We start from the raw sequence: 18765 nt of genomic DNA on the forward strand, positions 1-18765 counted from the left end.
CGCCATGAACGCGCCGCTCAAGACCACCGCCGAAGCCGCCACTGATTTCGTGCGCCGGCATATCGGCCCCTCGCCCCGCGACATCGCCGCGATGCTGGACAGCGTCGGCGCGAAAAGCCTCACTGAGCTGATGAGCCAGACGCTGCCGTCCTCGATCCGGCAGAAGGCGCCGCTCGATCTGGGACCTGCGTTTAGCGAAACCGAGGTGCTTTCGCATATGCGCGAACTCGCCGCGCAAAACCAGGTGTTCACCTCGCTGATCGGCCAAGGCTATTCCGGCACCATCCTGCCCGCGGTGATCCAGCGCAACATTCTGGAGAACCCGGCCTGGTACACGGCCTACACGCCGTATCAGCCGGAGATCAGCCAGGGCAGGCTGGAAGCGCTGTTCAATTTCCAGACCATGATCTGCGACCTCACCGGGCTCGACGTCGCCAACGCCTCGCTGCTCGATGAGGCCACCGCCGCGGCCGAAGCGATGGCGCTCGCCGAACGCGCCGCGCAGGCCAAGGCAAAATCATTCTTCGTCGACGCGGAAGTGCATCCGCAGACGCTCGCCGTGCTGCGCACCCGCGCCGAGCCCTTGGGGTGGAATCTGATCGTCGGCGATCCCCTCACCGATCTCGACAAGGCCGAGGTGTTCGGCGGCCTCTTGCAGTATCCGGGCACGTCAGGCGCGGTGCGCGACCTCAGGCCGGCGATCAATACGCTGCGCGTCAAGGGCGCGCTTGCCGTCGTCGCCGCCGACCTGCTGGCGCTGACGCTGATCGCCTCGCCCGGCGAACTCGGCGCTGACATCGCCATCGGATCGGCGCAGCGCTTTGGCGTGCCGATGGGCTATGGCGGCCCGCACGCGGCCTACATGTCGGTACGCGATGCGCTGAAGCGTTCGCTGCCCGGCCGCATCGTCGGCCTGTCGGTGGATTCGCGGGGGGCGCCGGCCTATCGGCTGGCGTTGCAGACCCGCGAGCAGCACATCCGCCGCGAAAAGGCGACCTCCAACATCTGCACCGCGCAGGTGCTGCTGGCGGTGATCGCCTCGATGTACGCGGTCTATCACGGCCCCGAAGGGCTGACGCACATCGCGCGGACCGTGCATCGGCGCGCGGTGGTGCTGGCGGCGGGCCTCGCAAGGCTCGGCTTTGCGCCGCAGTCGCAGGCATTCTTCGATACGGTGACGGTCGCGGCCGGCGCCAAGCAGAATGAAATCGTCGCGCGCGCGCTCGCTGAGAAGATCAATCTGCGGATCAGCCAGGGCCGGCTCGGCATTGCCGTCGACGAGACCACGACGCCTGAAATCGTCGAGGCGGTGTGGCGCGCGTTCGGCGGCATGCTTTCCTATGCGGAGGTCGAATTGACCGCGCGCGAGACGTTGCCCGTTGAACTCAAGCGCGACAGCGCGTTCCTTGTCCATCCCGTGTTCCATGCGCACCGCTCCGAGACCGAGCTGTTGCGCTACATGCGCAAGCTCAGTGACCGCGACCTCGCGCTCGACCGCGCGATGATCCCGCTGGGCTCCTGCACCATGAAGCTCAACGCGACCACGGAGATGATTCCGTTGACGTGGCCCGAGTTCGGCAGTCTGCATCCGTTCGCGCCATCCGAGCAGGCCAAAGGCTATCATGTGTTGTTCAGACGGCTGGAGAAAGCGCTGTGCGACATCACAGGCTATGACGCGATCTCGCTGCAGCCGAATTCGGGCGCGCAGGGCGAATATGCCGGGCTGCTCGCGATCCGCGCCTATCATGCCGCGCGCGGCGAGCCGCACCGCAAGGTCTGCCTGATCCCCTCCTCCGCACACGGCACCAACCCGGCCTCCGCACATATGGCCGGCATGGAGGTGGTGGTGACCGCGTGCGACACGCGCGGTGACGTCGACGTCGACGACCTCCGCGCCAAGGCGGAGAAGCATTCCAAGAATCTCGCCGCCGTGATGATCACCTATCCCTCGACGCATGGCGTGTTCGAGGAGCATATCCGCGATATCTGCGAGATCGTTCACGGCCACGGCGGCCAGGTCTATCTCGACGGCGCCAACATGAACGCGCAGGTCGGTCTCTCGCGCCCCGGCGATTACGGCGCCGACGTCTCGCATCTCAACCTGCACAAGACCTTCTGCATCCCGCATGGCGGCGGCGGCCCCGGCATGGGCCCGATCGGCGTGAAGGCGCACCTCGCGCCGTATCTACCCGGCCATCCCGCCATCGACGGCGCGGTGGCGGCTTCCGTAGGACCGGTGTCGGCGGCGCCGGCAGGCTCGGCGTCGATCCTGACCATCTCCTACATCTACATTTTGTTGATGGGCGGCGAAGGCCTGACGCGCGCCACCGAGATCGCGATCCTGAACGCCAACTACATCGCAAGCCGGCTCGATCCGCATTTCCCGGTGCTCTACAAGAATGCCAAGGGTCGCGTCGCGCATGAATGCATCGTCGATCCGCGCCCGCTCAAGACCACGAGCGGCGTCACCGTCGACGACATCGCCAAACGCCTGATCGACTACGGCTTCCATGCGCCCACCATGAGTTTTCCGGTGCCGGGCACGCTGATGATCGAGCCGACCGAATCGGAATCCAAGGCGGAGCTGGATCGTTTTTGCGATGCCATGATCGCGATCCGAAGCGAGATCACGGAGATCGAGGCTGGCCGCTGGAAGGCCGAAGCATCGCCCTTGCGCCATGCCCCGCACACCGTGCACGACATCGCCGATGATGCGTGGAGCCGCGCCTATAGCCGTGCCAAGGGGTGTTTCCCCGACGGCGTCTCGCGCACCGACAAATATTGGAGCCCGGTCGGCCGCGTCGACAACGTCTATGGCGACCGCAACCTGGTGTGCTCGTGCCCGCCGGTGGCGGACTACGCGCAGGCCGCGGAGTAGCTTCGTAGGATGGGTAGCGCGAAGCGAAACCCATCATGGTCATCACCGCGGGTGCGGCACGATGATGGGTTTCGCTTCGCGCTACCCATCCTACGGCCACGCCGCTACGGCACGAGCAATACAGGGTCCCAGCGCCACAGCCGGTCGTTGGTCAGTCTCGTGCCGCCCCACCAGCGATCGATCGGGTTATGCTGGCTGAAATCTTCGGTGCCGGCCAAAATTGCCTTGCCGAGCGCGGTGAGCGATAGCCGGCTCTCCTTATATCGCTCGTATCGCTCACGCTCATCGTGCATCTCCAGCGTGAACGGCCATTCCGCAAGGCCTGACACGGCCGGCACCGGGGCGAGCGCAAGCCTTTCCAGGAGAGCACCAGCTTCCCAATAGCCGAACACGCGGCGCTGAAAGCGCTGCTTGAAATGAGGAAATACCTCGAACGGATGCACGTAACCGGCCGCGATCAATTCCAGAATTCGCAGTTCGGACGCGCCAAGCCCGGTTGCGCGACCGGGAAGCTCATCGAGCATTTCCAGAACGCATCGCCGAAGCTGCGGCAAGATGCTCAGATCCTTGCTCAGCAGGTTGAACCACGCGTGTGGCGTGGGTGCCCGGAAGGCCTGCCACGCAAGGCTTGCGATCTCGATATGATGGTCGTTGATCGCAACACCCGGAAACCTCAATTCGGCGAGACGCGCCGGTTCTGTCTCGCCGAGAGAGGCATCCAAATGTCGCAAGATAATGTTTAATGTTTTCGCCTTCAGGCCGAGATAATTCAGCAGCCAGATCAGGACTAGTTGGGCATTCGGCTCGGTTTCCATCCAGAGCTCGACCGTTTCGCAACGTTCGCAAGCCTCGATCAACCCGAGATCCTTGAAGCCGGATTTCTGACGGCGCTGCGGCGGCACAGAATCGAGCCAATGCGAGTCCGGCCCTTGCGTTGTCCTTGCCTCCAAAAATGCTGCAAGCTCCGCATCGGAACGCGGCGCCCCCCAAACCATCCGAAGCTCGATGGCGACAGCCAGATCGGCAAGACCGGCCGATACAACGCAGCCCGCACTTGAGGGATCTGCCGTCAGGATCAAACGCGTCACGGTACGCCTCGTTCAGACTGCCTGCAGAAGGGCTTGGTCAGCGCCGGATTCCAGCGCCAGAGCCGATCGTTGGTCAAATGCGTGCCGCCCCACCAGCGGTCGATTGGATTGTGCCGGCTGAAGTCTTCCTTGTGGGCGACAACAGCCTTGCCGAACTCGGTAAGCGACAGGCGGCTGCGTAAGTAGGCCTCATGGCGATCCCTGAGGTTTTCCCGCAAAAGTGTGCGCAGCCCCTCGTCAAGGCCCGCCACGGCCGGTTTGCGCCCGAACGCCAGCCCATCGAGCAAATAGCCGCATTCCCATTCGCCGAAGGTGCGCGTGCCGCGGATAGTCCGCAGATGAAACAGCGGATTGGTATTCGCAAATCCCCACGCCAACATCTCCAGTATCCGCATTTCAGTTACGCCGAGCCCGGTCACGCCGGAGGGCAGCTCTTCGAGCAGTTCGACCATGGCCGGTCTTAGCAGCGGCAAGGCGCTCAGATTGCTGGAAAGCAGATCGAAGCAGGCTTCGGGCGTCGGCGAACAATACGCCTGCCAGCTCCGGCTTGCCGTGTTCAATTCCGCCTCCGTAACGGACAAATCGAACACCTCAAGCCTGCGAAACTCCTCCGCGCGCACGCCAAGCAAATCAAAGTCAACAAGGCGAAAAACCAGCTTCGCTGCAATCTCCGGATGAGACTGGAAGTAATCGAGCAGCCAGACCAGTTGCAACTGGTCGTTAGGATGCGGGTCGAACCACAGTTCGATCGTGTCGTAGGCCTCGCAGAATTCGACAAGGCTGAGGTCTTGTCTTTCCTCGTCGTCGGCAGGCCCCCGGCGGGCATAGTCCGACCAGTGATCCCCCGAACGCTGTTCCTCCGAACGCGTTCCGAGATAGGACGAAAGCTCGTCCGGGGACGGCAACTGCCCCCACGCGAAGCGATAGCAAAAGTGGATGACAAATTCGGCAAGGCCCGAACCAAGAAGACCAAATCCGGACGAACTGGTTAGGATCAGACGCCTCATGAGCCAATCACCTGCGCACGCAGAATTACCAAACAAAACGGGCGCTGAAGACGTCGGCAACTCAACGTCCGCAGCACCCGTCTGTCGCGTTTCAAACCTTATCGGCCTGAAGCGTCGGAAACTTACTCTTCCGCCGGCTCTTCGCCGTCGGCGTCGCGCTCGGCGGGACCGGCGAGGATCTGCTCGGCGATCAGGCCGGAGTTCTGGCGGATCGCCATCTCGATCTTGGCGACCATGTCGGGATTGGCCTTGAGGAAGGCTTTCGAGTTCTCGCGTCCCTGGCCCAGCCGCTGGCTGTCATAGGAGAACCAGGCGCCGGACTTTTCTACGATGCCGGCCTTGACGCCGAGATCGAGAATTTCGCCCATCTTGGAGACGCCCTCGCCATACATGATGTCGAACTCGACCTGCTTGAAGGGCGGCGCCAGCTTGTTCTTCACCACCTTGACGCGGGTGGTGTTGCCGACCACTTCGTCGCGCTCCTTGATCGCGCCGATGCGGCGGATGTCGAGGCGGACGGAGGCGTAAAATTTCAGCGCATTGCCGCCGGTGGTGGTTTCCGGCGAGCCGTACATCACCCCGATCTTCATGCGGATCTGGTTGATGAAGATCACCATGGTGTTGGACTTGTTGATCGAGGCGGTGAGCTTGCGCAGCGCCTGGCTCATCAGCCGCGCCTGCAACCCCGGCAGCGCGTCGCCCATCTCGCCCTCGAGTTCGGCCTTCGGCACCAGCGCCGCCACCGAATCCACCACCAGCACGTCAACCGCGCCGGAGCGCACCAGCGTGTCGCAGATTTCCAGCGCCTGCTCGCCGGTATCGGGCTGCGAGATCAAGAGCTCGTCGATGTTGACGCCGAGCTTGCGCGCATAGACCGGATCGAGCGCGTGTTCGGCGTCGATGAAGGCGCAGATGCCGCCCTTCTTCTGCCCTTCCGCCACCGTGTGCAGCGCCAGCGTGGTCTTGCCTGAAGATTCCGGCCCGTAGATCTCGACCACGCGCCCCTTTGGCAACCCGCCTACGCCGAGCGCGATATCGAGCCCGAGCGAGCCCGATGAAATGGTCTCGATATCCATCGAGCGGTCGTTCTTGCCCAGCTTCATCACCGAGCCCTTGCCGAACTGGCGCTCGATCTGGGAGAGCGCGGCAGACAGGGCCTTGGTCTTATCCATGGAGGATCCTTCAACGATACGCAGGGCAGTGGCGGACATAATACGTGCTCCTTATGGCGGGGATTCGCGAGCGGGACAAACGGGCGATGGAAGGTTTTAGGATTCGATTTCTGGATTCGTTGGCGTATAGGAATTTCGTACCACGTTTGTTCTATGTTCGCAATATGTTCTTTTCCCGGAGATGGCAATGGCCTGTTTCAACCGCTGGTGGCCGGTTTTGAAGTTAACAGTGGCCTAATTTGATTTTGAGCTTAGCCTTCACTGCCTCACAACAAGATAGAGGCAACGCCCGTGAAGTCTCTCCATTGCAGGTTCAGCAATCTGTATGGCTTTCGCAGCTTCGAATGGAGCCGCTCTGGCGGAGTCGCTGGGATATCAATGCCGCTCCGCCGTCCGCGCGGAAATGAAGGGGCCTGATTGCCGGATGGCGCTCCCGCTTAGCCCGACCAGTCACTGCAATATACCTGCTAACGCCGAGGTCGAAGTTATGGACAATAAAATCAATGAGTGCGTCAAGCGGGGACAAGCAAAAACTAGATCATGATGGAGGTCTAGAGGCCGCCAACTGAGGCGGCCTTTTTCGTTCAGGCCTGTCTTTGCGAGCGGGCCTATTTCAGCCGGTACCTTGGACACGTGAAATTTGGCCCCTGGTGCCCCAAGCAAACTTGCCAGCTTCCCAACTTTCATAATTCCGTAATTTTACGGGCAGCGGACCTTCCCGCGGCCCGCGGGCTTAAGTATCATCGAGGCTTGGGGTCAATCGACGGGGTGCGTAAATGACGGGACACACTCAATTGGCAATAACACCACGCGACCGTTTTCTTGAGACGGCGCAAAAGGAACTGGCCGCCTTCGAGCAGCGCGAGCGTGAATTTTCCAGGAAGGAACGGCAGGAGCGGGCAGCAGAATTACAAATTCCCGTCTACAAGGGCGGACTTCACAGTTAGGCAGGGCCCGTAACAAGACTGTCATCGATCGCTAATAGCCGTAGCGGACCATCCTTCGAGATCATCAAAATGGTTAGACTAAAGCCGCCCAACAGGGCGGCTTATTTTTGATGTTTTTCCAGCTGGACGGCTCCAGCTACGTAACCATACGGAAGTGACCCGGCGCGCAGGGCTCAGCATATTTCCGCGGATGGGCCGACCACGATGCCGAAATCGGCAGCTCGGCTCGGAACGCCCGCCCTTCAAGGTCCGGCGCGAACATGGCGAGCGCTCCATATCCCCGCCGTCTTGAGTCCATTTTTGTACTTTTCCGCCGGAACGGATTCCGCCGCAGTGCGTAATCGCATCAGGAGCGACGACGGGTAGTTTAACGGGGAACCAGAATTGTGCCGGGTAAAAAATATCTAACGGAACAAGCGGCAACCTTTTTGAAATTTGCAATGGCCACCACGGATCCGGACGTCGCCGCGGGCTTTCTCGACAAGGCCGCCGACCTTTCGGCCAGGAGTGAAGAGGCGCCGGACGCCAGCCCCCGGCCGCCTGACGTAGAGCAGCCGGAAAGCTAGCTCTCGCGATGAGGCCGCCGAACCGGCGGTCTCATCGTTTATTGGTCGATCTGCAAAATCATGCCTTGCGACGTCTCATGCCTTGGACGCCCCTTCGATGACCCTTGGGCGACATCGCTTACAATTTTAGGCGTGCTTGCAGTTTCATCTGAACCGGCCGTCAAGACGCGCACGCTATGCCTTGCTGCATGCACATACAGGTTGCCTTCACCCCCGCTCCCACCCTGCCGATGCTTCAGCAGCATGGCGCCCATCTCCTCACACGGCGCTTGAGCCTCAGCCGCACCCCGGAGCCCTCGCGGGTGCCGCAGCCGGTCCGGCCGGACCTGCCCTCCAGACCCCATATGCCGCCGCGGCAGCCTTATCCAACGCGCCAGGAATAGGCGCCGGCAGCAGCGGCCTTTTCCTGCAAGCACGGGTCGCCCCAGCCAAACGACCCCGCCGCTTGGGGCTATGCAGCGAGGTCGCCGACGGCGGGGAAAATCTGGAGGACCACCCCCGCCCTCGCGAGCAGATACGTCTGCCGCAAGGGCCCCGTTTCAGCGTGCAAACTGCCCGGCAAATTCGCCCCCAGCGCGTTGAACCTTTTTCTCACCATCCAGACAAAACCTTGCCTGGGACATTGCATCACTCGGGGAATAGGCCTGCGCCGCCAAGCGACCATACTCCGCTTGCGCGGCGCAGTGCTTTTTAACGGCGCGCAAGCGGGGCCGGCGGGGGAATTCGGACGCGCCTGTGGGGTTGGAACGCATACAGCGCCAGGATTTCTGCCGCGCCGGAGCGCGGCAAATGTCAGCAGATGGAATATGGAACTTTGTGGTTCCGCTGCCGTTATCACGGAGTGCGGGAGATTTTCATGAACCGCAAAGGCGTAGAATATACGCTCACCAAGTCGGAGACCCCGGGCTTCTGGAAATGGCAATTTCGGATTGGCGACCTGGTCAGGTCGGGTAAGACCGAGGCGAGGCTGGCCATGCGCCGCGTCGAGTTAAGAATCGATCGCGAACTGAAGCACGCGGCGCACCAACTGGTGTCCTGATCGGGGCCGTGGGGTTATTCCCGGCTCCTCTCCGTTTCTTCGCAGGCGTCTGACTGGCGCCTGATCAAATCTCGTACAGTTGCATCGTTTATTTCTTGCAATTTTAGGTGATAAGTATGGATTTGAAGCGGTTGGGGCCGCGGCGGGATTTTTGTATGGTCTACAAGGGTGTTGAATTCACCGTGACGGCGGTCGCTCCGGGCATTTGGAAATGGCAATTCCGCATCGGCGACCAGGTCATCGCGGGCAAGACCGAAGCCAAGCTCAATCTGCTGGCCATCCGGCGGGTCCAGCTTCGGATCGATCGGGAGCTGAAAAAAGCCGAACGGGATTAGCCCGCTTCGTCGGATCCTTGCGTCGGCCGCTCGCCCGTGAAATCTTAAGTAATTACATAATGTTACAGATACATCATGATATAGCGCATATGCACGGTAACGGCCCTGGGCCCGTAAAAACCCGGAGTTGATCTTTCCGCGCGCCAGGAATCCACTCCGCCTGCACTTGCGCATTCTCAGGGCCAACGGCGGCCCATTTGACGTTTGGTCCATTGCCATGCCGATCTTCTTCTTCAGCGTTCGACATGGCGAGGATGCATGCGTCAACAACGACGGCGCGGAGTTTGCGGATCATAACGCCGCCTGGAAGGAAATGACCGGCGTCTGCGGCGACATGATCGCGGACATTTCCCGCCAACTCTCCGAAAACGCCAAGTGGCAGATGGAATTGCTGGATGAATCCAGGAAGCCGGTATTCCGGATTCGCCTGGTAGCGGAGACGCTGCAGGACGCCGATCAGGAAGCGAGCTAAATTCAGGCGTCCGCCTTCTTGGTAACGGCATCCGCTTCACCGGCCGGCGCGGCGCCCTTTCGCAGCTCCCGGGCGGAGATGAATCGGACGCCGACCATCTCGCCCCTGCGCCAGATCAACGTGCATACCCGAAGCACCTCGCCGCCCGCCGTAAGGGAAAGGCCGAACACTTTGGGAACAGCGAGGTCGCCCACATCCAGGCAGGCGCCGTTATCGGAAATGTCGAGGACGTAGCACTGGATCCATGGCGCATCTGGCGCCGGAATCAGGAACCCCGGCTTGCGCAAATCGACTCGAACGAACTTGCGGGCACCAAGGTCTTTGCGGTCTCTCGTCATGATTTCTCCTGCGCGGAGAAATCCTAGGCGGAATACCTGAATACCGAGTTATCGGAATTCGGCAAAAATCGAGGTGTTGGTGATTTCGTGGACCCCCATAGCGTTTTCGAACAAAGCATGCCCCCGGACTTGATCCGGGATGCGGACCGGTTCGCGTCAAGAAAACGCGTCAAAACAAGAATCTAGAGTTTCGATTCTGATTCAATCAGAGCCAAAACTCTAATCGGCGCTGGCAAGCCGGCGCATCGTGAATTCGATGTCGCCATCGGGCAGCTCGCGCCAGCTTTCGACCGAGCTCATATAGGCCGCCTTGGGATAGCGGTCGAGAAAGTCGCGCGCCCGCGCTCTGGCCTTGTCGCGCGGCAGTGTAAAAGTCTCGCGCAAATAGCCGTCGTCCGGCTTGCGCCGGCCGCCCATCCGGCTCGCGAGATCGCGCGGACGAAAGACCATGTCGTAACTCCAGACACAGGACGACAGGTCGAATATAGGGGTTGCGGCGAACGAATCCTACTCGCCGCTGTCGCGAGACAGTTACTGGTTGTTGCTGCCGGTCTTGCTCTTCTTGGGCGCCGCTGCGGCCTTCGGGGCGTCGGTGCTGCGCACGGTGCCCCAGGGATCGGAAGAGGCCTTGGCGTCGGGTATCTTCTTCAAGGATTCCCTATAGGCTTTGTCCTTGATCGCATCCGCCTCCTTCTCCTCCGGCGATTTGGACTGGAACTCCGGCATCAGGTTGATGTTCGGGGTCTGCGCGTAGGCCGGCACCGTCAACAACACCACCACCGCGGCCGCGCTCAGCATTCTCATGAAGCTCTCCTTTGGGACGCTGACTTTGCGTTTCCGGGAAGGATACCACCGGCTCAACCGCCTCGCCAAGCATGGGGCCCCAGTCTCTGGTTCGACGCCGATTCGCAGGATTTCGTGCCGTATTGTGGCCCACCGCGCCTGTTCCCTTGGCCGCAATGGCCACTACAATGCGCCGGCAACAAAATGTCGGGCGAAACGGGCGTTCATGCAACAACAGCCACAAGCAACGGAATTCGGCATCGCGGAAGCCAGGCGGGTGCTAGGCGAGGTCTTTGCACCTTGGGTGATGGATCTCAATCTTGCGATCGAGCGCTTCGACAGTGCCCCACCAGGCGACGCCGCCGACTGGCAGCCGGGCGCGATCTTGCGTCTGCCGTTCTCGGAGCGGCTGTGCCGCAATGGCGGCACGGTCTCGGGCCAGGCGCTGATGGCCTTTGCCGACACCGCGATGGTGATCGCCAACCTCGCCGCCAACCGCGGCTACCGGGCCATGACGACGGTCGACCAGACCACGCATTTCATGCGCGCGGTCTCGGCCTCCGACGTGCTGGCGGACGCGCGCGTGGTCCGCCTCGGACGCACCATGAGTTTTGGCCGCGTTACGCTTTCAGCCGCCGCCGACAACAAGCCGGTGGCGATGGTCTCGAGCGCGTTCGCGATGCTGTAGTCCCGAAGGCGCCTTAGCCCCGATGGAGCGAAAGCGAAATCCGGAACTGCCGCACGCAATGCGCCGCGAGAATACGAAGGTATGTCAACCGTCATTGCGAGCGCAGCGAAGCAATCCATGCCGCCGCAAAGGAAGAGTGTATTGCTTCGCTTCGCTCGCAACGACGATGGTCCGCTCACACCCTCCCCACCCTGCTCCGCCGCCAGCGCCAGACCAACATCGCCATCAGCACGATCACAAACCCAACCACGATCGCCCCGCTCATGAATCGCCCGCCCGGCCGGTCGATGGTGCGCGAGCGCAGCGAGGGCGTTTCGCCCGGCCGCGCCAGGCGGAATGCCACCACGCTGTCGCCGATGGTCGTGCCCGACTCCGAATGACCGCCGGCGCCGATCGCGACATATTGCTCGCCCTTCCACTGATAGGTCATGGGATTGGCAACACCCGGCACCGGCAGCCGGCCCTGCCACAGCTCCTGCCCCGATCGCGCGTCGAAGGCGCGCAGATAAGCATCCATCGCGCCGGTGAAGACGAGACCGCCGGCGGTGATCGCAACGCCGTTGACGAGCGGCGTGCCGAACGGAAAGGCGATGCCGAGCGGCGCGCGGTCCTCGGTGGTGCCCACGCGCGAACGCCAGAGAATCTTGCCCGCCTTCAGATCGACCGCGACCATCTCGCCCCAGGGCGGCTTGTTGCACAACATGCCCAAGGGCGACGTGGCGACAGCGCGCGTCATCGCAAACGGCGCGCCCTGCTGCCGTCCGAAATCGTGCCCGGGCGGCGGCTCGAACCCTTGCGTGGCCTCACGCGGAATCAGTTTGACGATATGGATCGCGCGCGAAATGTTGGCGTAAAGGATCTGGTTGACGGGATCGAAGGCAGCACCACCCCAGTTCACGCCGCCGCCGGTCATCGGAAACACCACGGTGCCCTGCGTCGACGGCGGCGTGTAAATTCCGTCATTGCGCGCCGGCGCGACCTTCGCGCGGCAGGCCCCGCTATCCCAGAACGGAATCAGGCCGAACACGTCGTCGGCCGAAATCTGCTGCGACAGCAGCGGCGGCACATGGGTCGGAAACGGCTGCGTCGGCGAGAGCTGCTCGCCTTCGGCGCCGCCCTGCGGCACCGCGCGCTCTTCCACAGGCCACACCGGCTTGCCGGTATCGCGGTCGAGCACGAACACAAATCCCTGCTTGGTCGGCTGGATCACGACGTCGCGCAGGCCCTCCCCGGTATCGATGCGCGACAACGTCGGCTGCGCCGACAAGTCGTAATCCCAGACATCGTGATGCACGGTCTGATACGACCAGGCCCGCTCGCCGGACTCGGCGCGCAGCGCCACCACCGAATTGGCGTAGTTGTTGTTACCGGGCCGCTTGCCGCCCCAGAAGTCCGGACTCGGCGAGGACGTCGGCAAGAACACCAGGCCGCGCTCCTCGTCCACGGACATCGGCGCCCAGACATTGGCGTGGCCGGCCACGACGCCGCTATGCACCAGCGGATCGAAACTCCAGCGCGGACGCCCGGTTCGTGCATCGAAGGCGCGCACCATGCCGGGGGGCGCCTCGACACGGCGGTTGTCCGCGATCGCAGAACCGACGATGACGGTGTCGCGGATAATGACGGGGGCCGACGTGATCTGGAATTCGCCGGGCCACTCCAGCGGCATGCCGGTCTCGACCTTGATCTCGCCATTGGCGCCGAAATCGGCGCAGGGAATGCCGGACCTGGCGTCGATCGCGATCACCCGCGCGTCGTTGGTGCCCATGAAAATTCGTACGCGGCAGGCGGCCGTTCCGGCCGCCTTGTCGTCGACCCAATAGGCGACGCCACGGCAATTGTAACGGTTGGCCGGGCGTTGATTGGTCGAGATCTTCGGATCGTACCGCCACTTCTGCGCGCCGCTGCCGGGATCGAGCGCAATGACTTCGTTGAATGGCGAGCAGAAGATCAGGCTGTCTTCGACCAAGAGCGGCGTGGCCTGAAACTTGGTCCGCTTCATAACCTCGGGCGCGCGGGTGTCGAGATCGCCGGTGCGAAACTCCCAGGCGCGAACCAGATTGCCGACATTATCAGGCGTGATCTGGTTGAGCGGCGAAAACCGCGTTCCGCCGCGATCGCCGCCCCAGTGCTCCCAGGCGGAAGTTGGAAGCGGGATACCCGCGCAGAAGATGGCAACGATGAAAGTGAACAGACGAACCGGATTTCGCATCCTGCCCCCGCAAGCGCAACGCAACGCTTGCGGGATCGATTACCCTATTGCCACTTCAGTATCTACCCCGGTCGCCATAGTTGCCGCCATGGCCGCCGCGGCCGCCGCCAAATCCGCCGAGACCGATGCCGATGCCGATGCTGACCGGCGGTCTCGATGGCTCGTACACTTCGCGCGGCGGCGGGTCGTACACCACGCGCGGGGGCGGACGACGAACGACCACGACGTCGTCATCCGGCTCGCTCCGACGCGGCGGCCTGCGATCGACCCGCTTCTTCGGCGGATCCGGCTCGACGTGCCGGACCGGGGCATTGACCTTCAGTGGCTGCGGCAACGGCGGCTGCACGTTGCAGGGGCACATCGGCCCGGTGAGCGCAACGTTTTGCGGCACGGCGGCGTTGGCGGCGGCAACCGCCGGCGTGAACTCGGGACGGTTGCGCAGCCGCTGTTCCAGCTTGCGCGCGGTCGCGGAAAGATCACTGTCGGGGAATTTCGCCAGGAAGGAGCGATATCCCGACGCGGTGTTGATGAGCACGGCCTCGTTCCACGCCACCATGCGCCGGTGCCGAACCAGCCAGTCGCGCGCCAGCCGCCCGAGCGCCGTCTGCGGGAACAGGCCGGCAAAGGCCTCATACGCTTCGTCGGTGCCGTCGGCCACGATCACCTCGTTCGCCGCCTCGACCGGCTTGCCCTTCAGATCGCGTGTCCACTCGGCGACCGATTTCTTCGGAGCGACCGCAGGCTTCGGCCCGGCGACGGATGCGCCCGAAAAGCGGAAATCCTCGGTCAGCGAGGAGCTGTCCCACGGGGTCTGCCGCCCTTCGGTGACCTTGTTCACCGCAAGCCGCACCCGCTTGAAGGTCTCCTCGATCGGAATGTTCTGCTCCTTGCCGGCGGCCAGCAGCGCATTCGTATACGGACTGTTGGAGCCGGAGCCGTCTTCCGCGACCGCGCCGGGCGAGGTCGAGAACGACAGGAACGTGCCGGGCGAGCCGACCTTGGCATCGACAAGGGCAAGCCCGCCGCCGGCGGTCTTGAGGTCCGGGAACGGATTGTTGCGGCAGGCGTCGAGCATCAGGATGCGCATCTTGCTCGGCACCGACGTCAGCGTGTTCAGGATGTCGTTGAGGCGCACCGCCTGGATCGGAATGTCGGCTTCCCGCTTCGGATCGATGTCGACCGGAACCAGAAAATTCTCGCCGTCGATCTGCAGCCCATGGCCGGCGTAAAACACCAGCGCTACGGTATCGGCGCCCTTGGCCGCAACCTTGCCGGCGAAGTCGCTGACTACTTCCCGCATCTGGCCTTGCGAAAGATCGGACGCGGTCGAGACCTCGAAACCGGAATCGGTCAACAATTGCGTCACCGCCCTGGCGTCATTGGCCGGATTGGGCAGCGCCGGCACCGAGCGATAGGCGGACTGGCCGATCACCAGCGCAAGGCGGCTTTCGGCAGAGGCCGAATGTGCGCCCAAAAGAACCGCAGCGGGAATCATCAATGTGAACAGCGCGTGACGGAACATGATGCCACCTCCCGGCAATGCAGGCTACGGATTGGTCACGGCCCCGAAGCCAAAGGTTCAAGCCGGCGGCGCCATGGGGGCGTAACAGGGCCCGATTCAACGGCGATCTTGTCGCAGGCCCAAGTCCCGCGCAGTGATCTCAATCACAGTATCGGGATCGTTATCTGGGCAACATGCCCTGTTCTACCGCAGCGTGTTCGGGGTAAAACGCTCTCGGATGCGGCGGATCGTGGTTCACATAGCGCTGATGGCGGGCGCGGCGCTGATGCTTGCGGGTTGCGGCTTTGCCGACGTCCGCTCGCCGGTGCCCGAGTTCATGCGCGCCAAGGCGCCAGAGCCGCCCGCGCTCGAGCCGGCGCCTGACGTCAAGCGCATGCTGAAGGAGAAACTGGATTCGGTGTTCACCGCGGCCTCGCAGCCGACCAGTGTTCGCGTTTCCGAGCCGCGCCCCAACCTCCGCGGACCGGGCTGGACCGCCTGCGTCAAGGCCGAAGTGATTTCGGTGACCGGCAAACCGCTGGGCACGCAGACCTATCGTGTCGAGATTTCCGGCGGCGTGATCGCCGATCGCCAAAAGGTCGAAGCCGAGGATACCTGCAACACCGAGAGCTACGAGCCGGTCTAGCGCTACAGGCAGCGCGTCGTCGCCCGCACCGGACAAAGCTTCAGCGCGCTCGTCAGCGAGAACAGCACCCGCGCGCCGCGGGTGGGATTGTCAGGCGCGCGATAGGTAAGCGGCGCGGCAGCGCCGATGTCGGCCTGCAGGCCGTCGACGAGGAAGAAGCGAACGCCGCCGCCGGCCGATGTGAGCGACAGGCCGTCGCTCAGTTGGTAACCGTCATTCCAGGCAACGCCGCTGTCGACGAATCCGTAGATCTGATAACCGCTCAGATATTGAAGGTTCGTCTTCTGGTCGAAGCGCAGTTCCGCCGAGCCCGCCAGACCGTTATCGCCGCTGATCTCGGCGCTGCCATAGCCGCGTCCGAATGCGATGCCGCCGAGATAGAATTGCTGCGAGGTGAACAGCGGGCCGGATGCCGTCTGGCCGGCCGCGGCGAGTTTCAGCGACCATGCATCCGACAGCGTCTGGTAGCGCGTGAACCAGAAATTCAGCGCGGAGAATTTGCCGGACGCCCCGTCGTGCGACAGATAGTCCTCGTCGCGGTGCGAGGCGCCGAGAATGTCGAGGCCCTGGCGATAGTTCACGGTCAGATAGTTGGTGCCGCCGAAACTGTCCTGCAGCCGATAGTCCGATGTGAGGCTGGCGGTGCGGATACGATCGGCATAGATCGGGCCGAACACATCGTTTTCGGTGGCATTGGTGAATCCGGCCGCCGCGGTCAGCGTCAGGCTCGATTTCTGCGATTGCAGCGCAGCGATGCTGCCGTGAATTTCGAACGACTCGGTCTTGATGTTGTCGCTGTAGAGATGGCGGTAGTCGCCGGGCCAGACCTCGCTGTAGTAGCCCGATGCGCCGATGCGGGCGCCGTCGGCGCCGACGGGCACTTCGTAGGACAGGCGGCCGAACGCGAGCTGCCGCGGATCGCCGGGCGTGGTCGACAGGTTCAACACCAGGGAATCGCCGGGAGCGAGATAGGAGTTGAACGCCGCCGTCCCATAGCTTTGCCACGGTCCGACCGACGACGATCCCAGATTGTCGACGCCGAACGACGTAAAGAGGTGCCACGTCTTCAAAGACACGATCAGGCGAAAATGGCCGCTCGCGGTGCCGATCTCCTCGATCGCGGTGTCCTCGATCCGCACGCCGGGCCGTCCGTTGATCAGCAGTAACTGCCGTTCGAGCGTCGCAAGCCGCGAGGGCCGCTCAGTCAGCACGGCATCAAGCATCGGCCGGACGCCGAACTGTTCGGCGCCGTCTCCCTCCAGCGCCAGCTCCGTGATGCTGCCTTCGATGACTTGAATGCGAAGCCGGCCGCTCTGGATGTCCTGTGGAGGAACGATCGCCCGGCTGAGGTGAAAGCCGGCGGCGCGATAGACGTCGCTGACCGCAGCAGCGATAGCCGCGAGATCAGCCTGCGAAACCTTTTTCCCGATGTAGGACTGATACGTCGCCGCAAGCCGCTCCTGCGGCATTGCGACGGCGCCGGAGATCGAGACATGGCGGAGCACGAACAGCGGCCTGGAATCCCCCTGCCCCTCCGGCCGGGCGAATTGCGGCAACGGCAGCCGGGGCCGCCCGTTTGCGCCCTGGCTCGATTGCTGATCATCGAAACGTTTTTCGGTCTGCCGCGGATCATAGCCCGGCTGGTTCGCATGCTGCGCTTGCGCCGGAAGGCAGCCGGTCAGGGTCCAGAGGACGAGGCCGGCGGTGCTCAGGTGGTGCCGGGATAAAGCCGCATGGGCGCACTTCCGTAGAAGTACGGACGCCAAGCGCCAATCGTTAAGGGAGCCCCTACCCATATGATTTTTAATAAGATTTTATGGTCAATGAATCGTTAACGAGGCTCGCGCAGTTCACCGTTTCCGCTCACTCAATGTTGAAACATTTCCGCTACTAACCGGGACAAAGCGGCAATCAGAGAGAGTTTTCATGCGTGCGATCCCTCACGTCTCAAGAGCACTCGCGACCGTGTTCGTGCTGGCGACGGCTTCCGCCGCTTTCGCCGCTGACGGCGGCGACTGGACGGTCAGCAAGTCCTCGGGCGAGGTATGGCTCACGGGCAGCGGCGTGCAGCAAGCGGCGCTGAGACAGGAGGACGTGCTGAAGCCAGGGGACACCATCAGCACCGGCCGCACCGGGCGCGTGCTCCTGAAGCGCGGCGATGAAATGATCCTGGTTTCGCCGAATTCCGTGGTCGGCGTCCCCGCCCAGAAGAAGGAAGGACTCTCGACGACGATCAAGCAGCAGGCCGGCTCGATCCTGCTCGACGTCGAGAAGCGCAACGTCAAGCATTTCGAGGTCGAGACTCCCTACCTCGCGGCCGTGGTGAAGGGCACGCAATTCCGTGTCACCGTCAACGCGGGGAAGACCACCGTCGACGTGGTCCGCGGTCAGGTTGAAGTCGCAGATTTCAAGTCGGGCCAGATCGCCCAGGTGATGGCGGGCCAACATGCTACGGCGTTCGCCAACGGCAAGACCGGCCTCTCGCTGGGCGGCTCCGGCGCCCTCGCCCCGATCGAGCAAGGCAAGCCGCGCGCACCGTCGATCGAGCGCGTTCCGGTGCCGCGCGGAGGCTTTACCGCGATCCGCCATGCCACGAATGGACAGGGCGTCCAGCCGTTGCGGCATACAAGCGTGCAGCCCGCAAAGCATGGCGTCACCCGGATCTCGTCATCGATCGGTGAAGTCCGGTTGAACGTCCACCGCGCCACGCACGGCCTCGCCCGTGACGGGTCGGCGGTGCATGGCGGATCGCGGGACGCCAAGAACGATACAATCTGGAACCAGTCCGATTCAGCCGTGGCGAACAACAGCCAGGGCAATGCCGCCAATGGCGCAGCCAGCTCGAGCAACGCCGCGGCCTCCAGCGTCAGCACCACGATAGCCGCCTCCAGCGGGTCGGATGGTGGCGGCAATGGCAAGAGCAACAACGGCAATGGGAATGGCAACGGGGCCAATGGTAACGGCAAGGGGAATGGGAACGGTAATGGCAACGGAAACGGTAATGGCAATGGTAACGGCCGGGGCAAGAACTAGTTTGCGACGTCAATTGCAGAGCTGACAGCCATCAGGCGTAGCGACGCCGCATTCCCGACC

At 62.9% G+C, this 18765-nt stretch carries 18 protein-coding genes; 9 read left to right on the forward strand and 9 right to left on the reverse strand.

Translation table 11 applies throughout. The features are described 5' to 3' along the window. Positions 1-4 precede the first annotated feature (4 nt). Positions 5-2878: an aminomethyl-transferring glycine dehydrogenase gene (gene gcvP, locus V1294_RS28390; RefSeq protein WP_334501793.1), complete on the forward strand. Its 2874-nt coding sequence runs from the start codon at positions 5-7 to the stop codon at positions 2876-2878. A 104-nt stretch (positions 2879-2982) separates the two neighbouring features. Here the strand turns inward: gcvP and V1294_RS28395 are convergent, their stop codons facing one another. The 3 genes from V1294_RS28395 to recA form a co-directional block, all read right to left on the reverse strand. Continuing rightward, positions 2983-3966, reverse strand: a complete 984-nt coding sequence (locus tag V1294_RS28395; RefSeq protein ID WP_334501795.1) for a hypothetical protein — start codon at positions 3964-3966, stop codon at positions 2983-2985. Continuing rightward, complete coding sequence (locus V1294_RS28400) at positions 3963-5033, reverse strand: hypothetical protein (RefSeq protein ID WP_334501796.1); 1071 nt, start codon at positions 5031-5033, stop codon at positions 3963-3965. Before V1294_RS28400 ends, V1294_RS28395 begins: the two co-directional genes overlap by 4 nt. Before the next feature lie 62 nt (positions 5034-5095). Next, the gene (gene recA / locus V1294_RS28405) at positions 5096-6184 is read right to left on the reverse strand and encodes a recombinase RecA (protein WP_334501797.1); all 1089 of its coding nucleotides are present in this window, start codon (positions 6182-6184) and stop codon (positions 5096-5098) included. Between the two features lie 737 nt (positions 6185-6921). Here recA and V1294_RS28410 point away from each other — a divergent pair. The 5 genes from V1294_RS28410 (at position 6922) to V1294_RS28430 (ending at position 9504) form a co-directional block, all read left to right on the forward strand. Beyond that, positions 6922-7092, forward strand: a complete 171-nt coding sequence (locus V1294_RS28410; protein ID WP_190242003.1) for a hypothetical protein — start codon at positions 6922-6924, stop codon at positions 7090-7092. Between the two features lie 386 nt (positions 7093-7478). Then, positions 7479-7658 (forward strand): hypothetical protein, encoded by a 180-nt coding sequence (locus tag V1294_RS28415; protein ID WP_108519705.1) that lies wholly within the window; start codon positions 7479-7481, stop codon positions 7656-7658. Between the two features lie 856 nt (positions 7659-8514). Next, positions 8515-8697, forward strand: coding sequence for a hypothetical protein (locus tag V1294_RS28420; protein WP_334501798.1), 183 nt, complete (start codon positions 8515-8517; stop codon positions 8695-8697). Between the two features lie 155 nt (positions 8698-8852). Further along, a complete protein-coding gene (locus tag V1294_RS28425) occupies positions 8853-9032 on the forward strand; it encodes a hypothetical protein (RefSeq protein ID WP_108519708.1) in 180 nt (59 codons plus the stop codon). Positions 9033-9249: 217 nt separating this feature from the next. Next, on the forward strand, positions 9250-9504 hold the full coding sequence (locus V1294_RS28430; protein WP_334501799.1) for a DUF6894 family protein: 255 nt from the start codon (positions 9250-9252) through the stop codon (positions 9502-9504). Between the two features lie 2 nt (positions 9505-9506). Here the strand turns inward: V1294_RS28430 and V1294_RS28435 are convergent, their stop codons facing one another. The 3 genes from V1294_RS28435 to V1294_RS28445 all read right to left on the reverse strand — a co-directional run bounded on the left by V1294_RS28435 (position 9507) and on the right by V1294_RS28445 (position 10646). Next, a complete protein-coding gene (locus V1294_RS28435) occupies positions 9507-9842 on the reverse strand; it encodes a PilZ domain-containing protein (protein ID WP_334501801.1) in 336 nt (111 codons plus the stop codon). Between the two features lie 219 nt (positions 9843-10061). Beyond that, positions 10062-10292 carry a hypothetical protein gene (locus V1294_RS28440; protein WP_334478999.1) on the reverse strand — a complete coding sequence of 77 codons (231 nt, stop codon included), beginning with the start codon at positions 10290-10292 and terminating at the stop codon, positions 10062-10064. A gap of 81 nt (positions 10293-10373) precedes the next feature. Beyond that, entirely contained in the window at positions 10374-10646 is a 273-nt protein-coding gene (locus V1294_RS28445; protein ID WP_334501803.1) for a hypothetical protein, read from the reverse strand. Between the two features lie 205 nt (positions 10647-10851). On the opposite strand from V1294_RS28445, the gene V1294_RS28450 reads away from it, so the two are divergent. Next, positions 10852-11313 carry a PaaI family thioesterase gene (locus V1294_RS28450; protein ID WP_334501805.1) on the forward strand — a complete coding sequence of 154 codons (462 nt, stop codon included), beginning with the start codon at positions 10852-10854 and terminating at the stop codon, positions 11311-11313. Positions 11314-11488: 175 nt separating this feature from the next. On the opposite strand, the gene V1294_RS28455 is transcribed toward V1294_RS28450, so the two are convergent. Then, entirely contained in the window at positions 11489-13525 is a 2037-nt protein-coding gene (locus V1294_RS28455) for a pyrroloquinoline quinone-dependent dehydrogenase (protein WP_334501807.1), read from the reverse strand. Between the two features lie 55 nt (positions 13526-13580). Beyond that, positions 13581-15047 (reverse strand): caspase family protein, encoded by a 1467-nt coding sequence (locus V1294_RS28460; RefSeq protein WP_334501808.1) that lies wholly within the window; start codon positions 15045-15047, stop codon positions 13581-13583. Positions 15048-15276: 229 nt separating this feature from the next. On the opposite strand from V1294_RS28460, the gene V1294_RS28465 reads away from it, so the two are divergent. Continuing rightward, positions 15277-15672 carry a hypothetical protein gene (locus V1294_RS28465; RefSeq protein ID WP_334501810.1) on the forward strand — a complete coding sequence of 132 codons (396 nt, stop codon included), beginning with the start codon at positions 15277-15279 and terminating at the stop codon, positions 15670-15672. Between the two features lie 2 nt (positions 15673-15674). On the opposite strand, the gene V1294_RS28470 is transcribed toward V1294_RS28465, so the two are convergent. Further along, positions 15675-17438, reverse strand: coding sequence for a ShlB/FhaC/HecB family hemolysin secretion/activation protein (locus V1294_RS28470; protein WP_417021120.1), 1764 nt, complete (start codon positions 17436-17438; stop codon positions 15675-15677). 160 nt (positions 17439-17598) lie between these two features. Between V1294_RS28470 and V1294_RS28475 the strand changes: the two genes are divergently transcribed. Further along, positions 17599-18705 carry a FecR family protein gene (locus V1294_RS28475; RefSeq protein WP_334501813.1) on the forward strand — a complete coding sequence of 369 codons (1107 nt, stop codon included), beginning with the start codon at positions 17599-17601 and terminating at the stop codon, positions 18703-18705. Positions 18706-18765: the final 60 nt, after the last annotated feature.

The sequence above is a fragment of the Bradyrhizobium sp. AZCC 1678 genome (genome assembly GCF_036924765.1).
GTDB classification, from domain to species: Bacteria; Pseudomonadota; Alphaproteobacteria; order Rhizobiales; family Xanthobacteraceae; genus Bradyrhizobium; species Bradyrhizobium algeriense.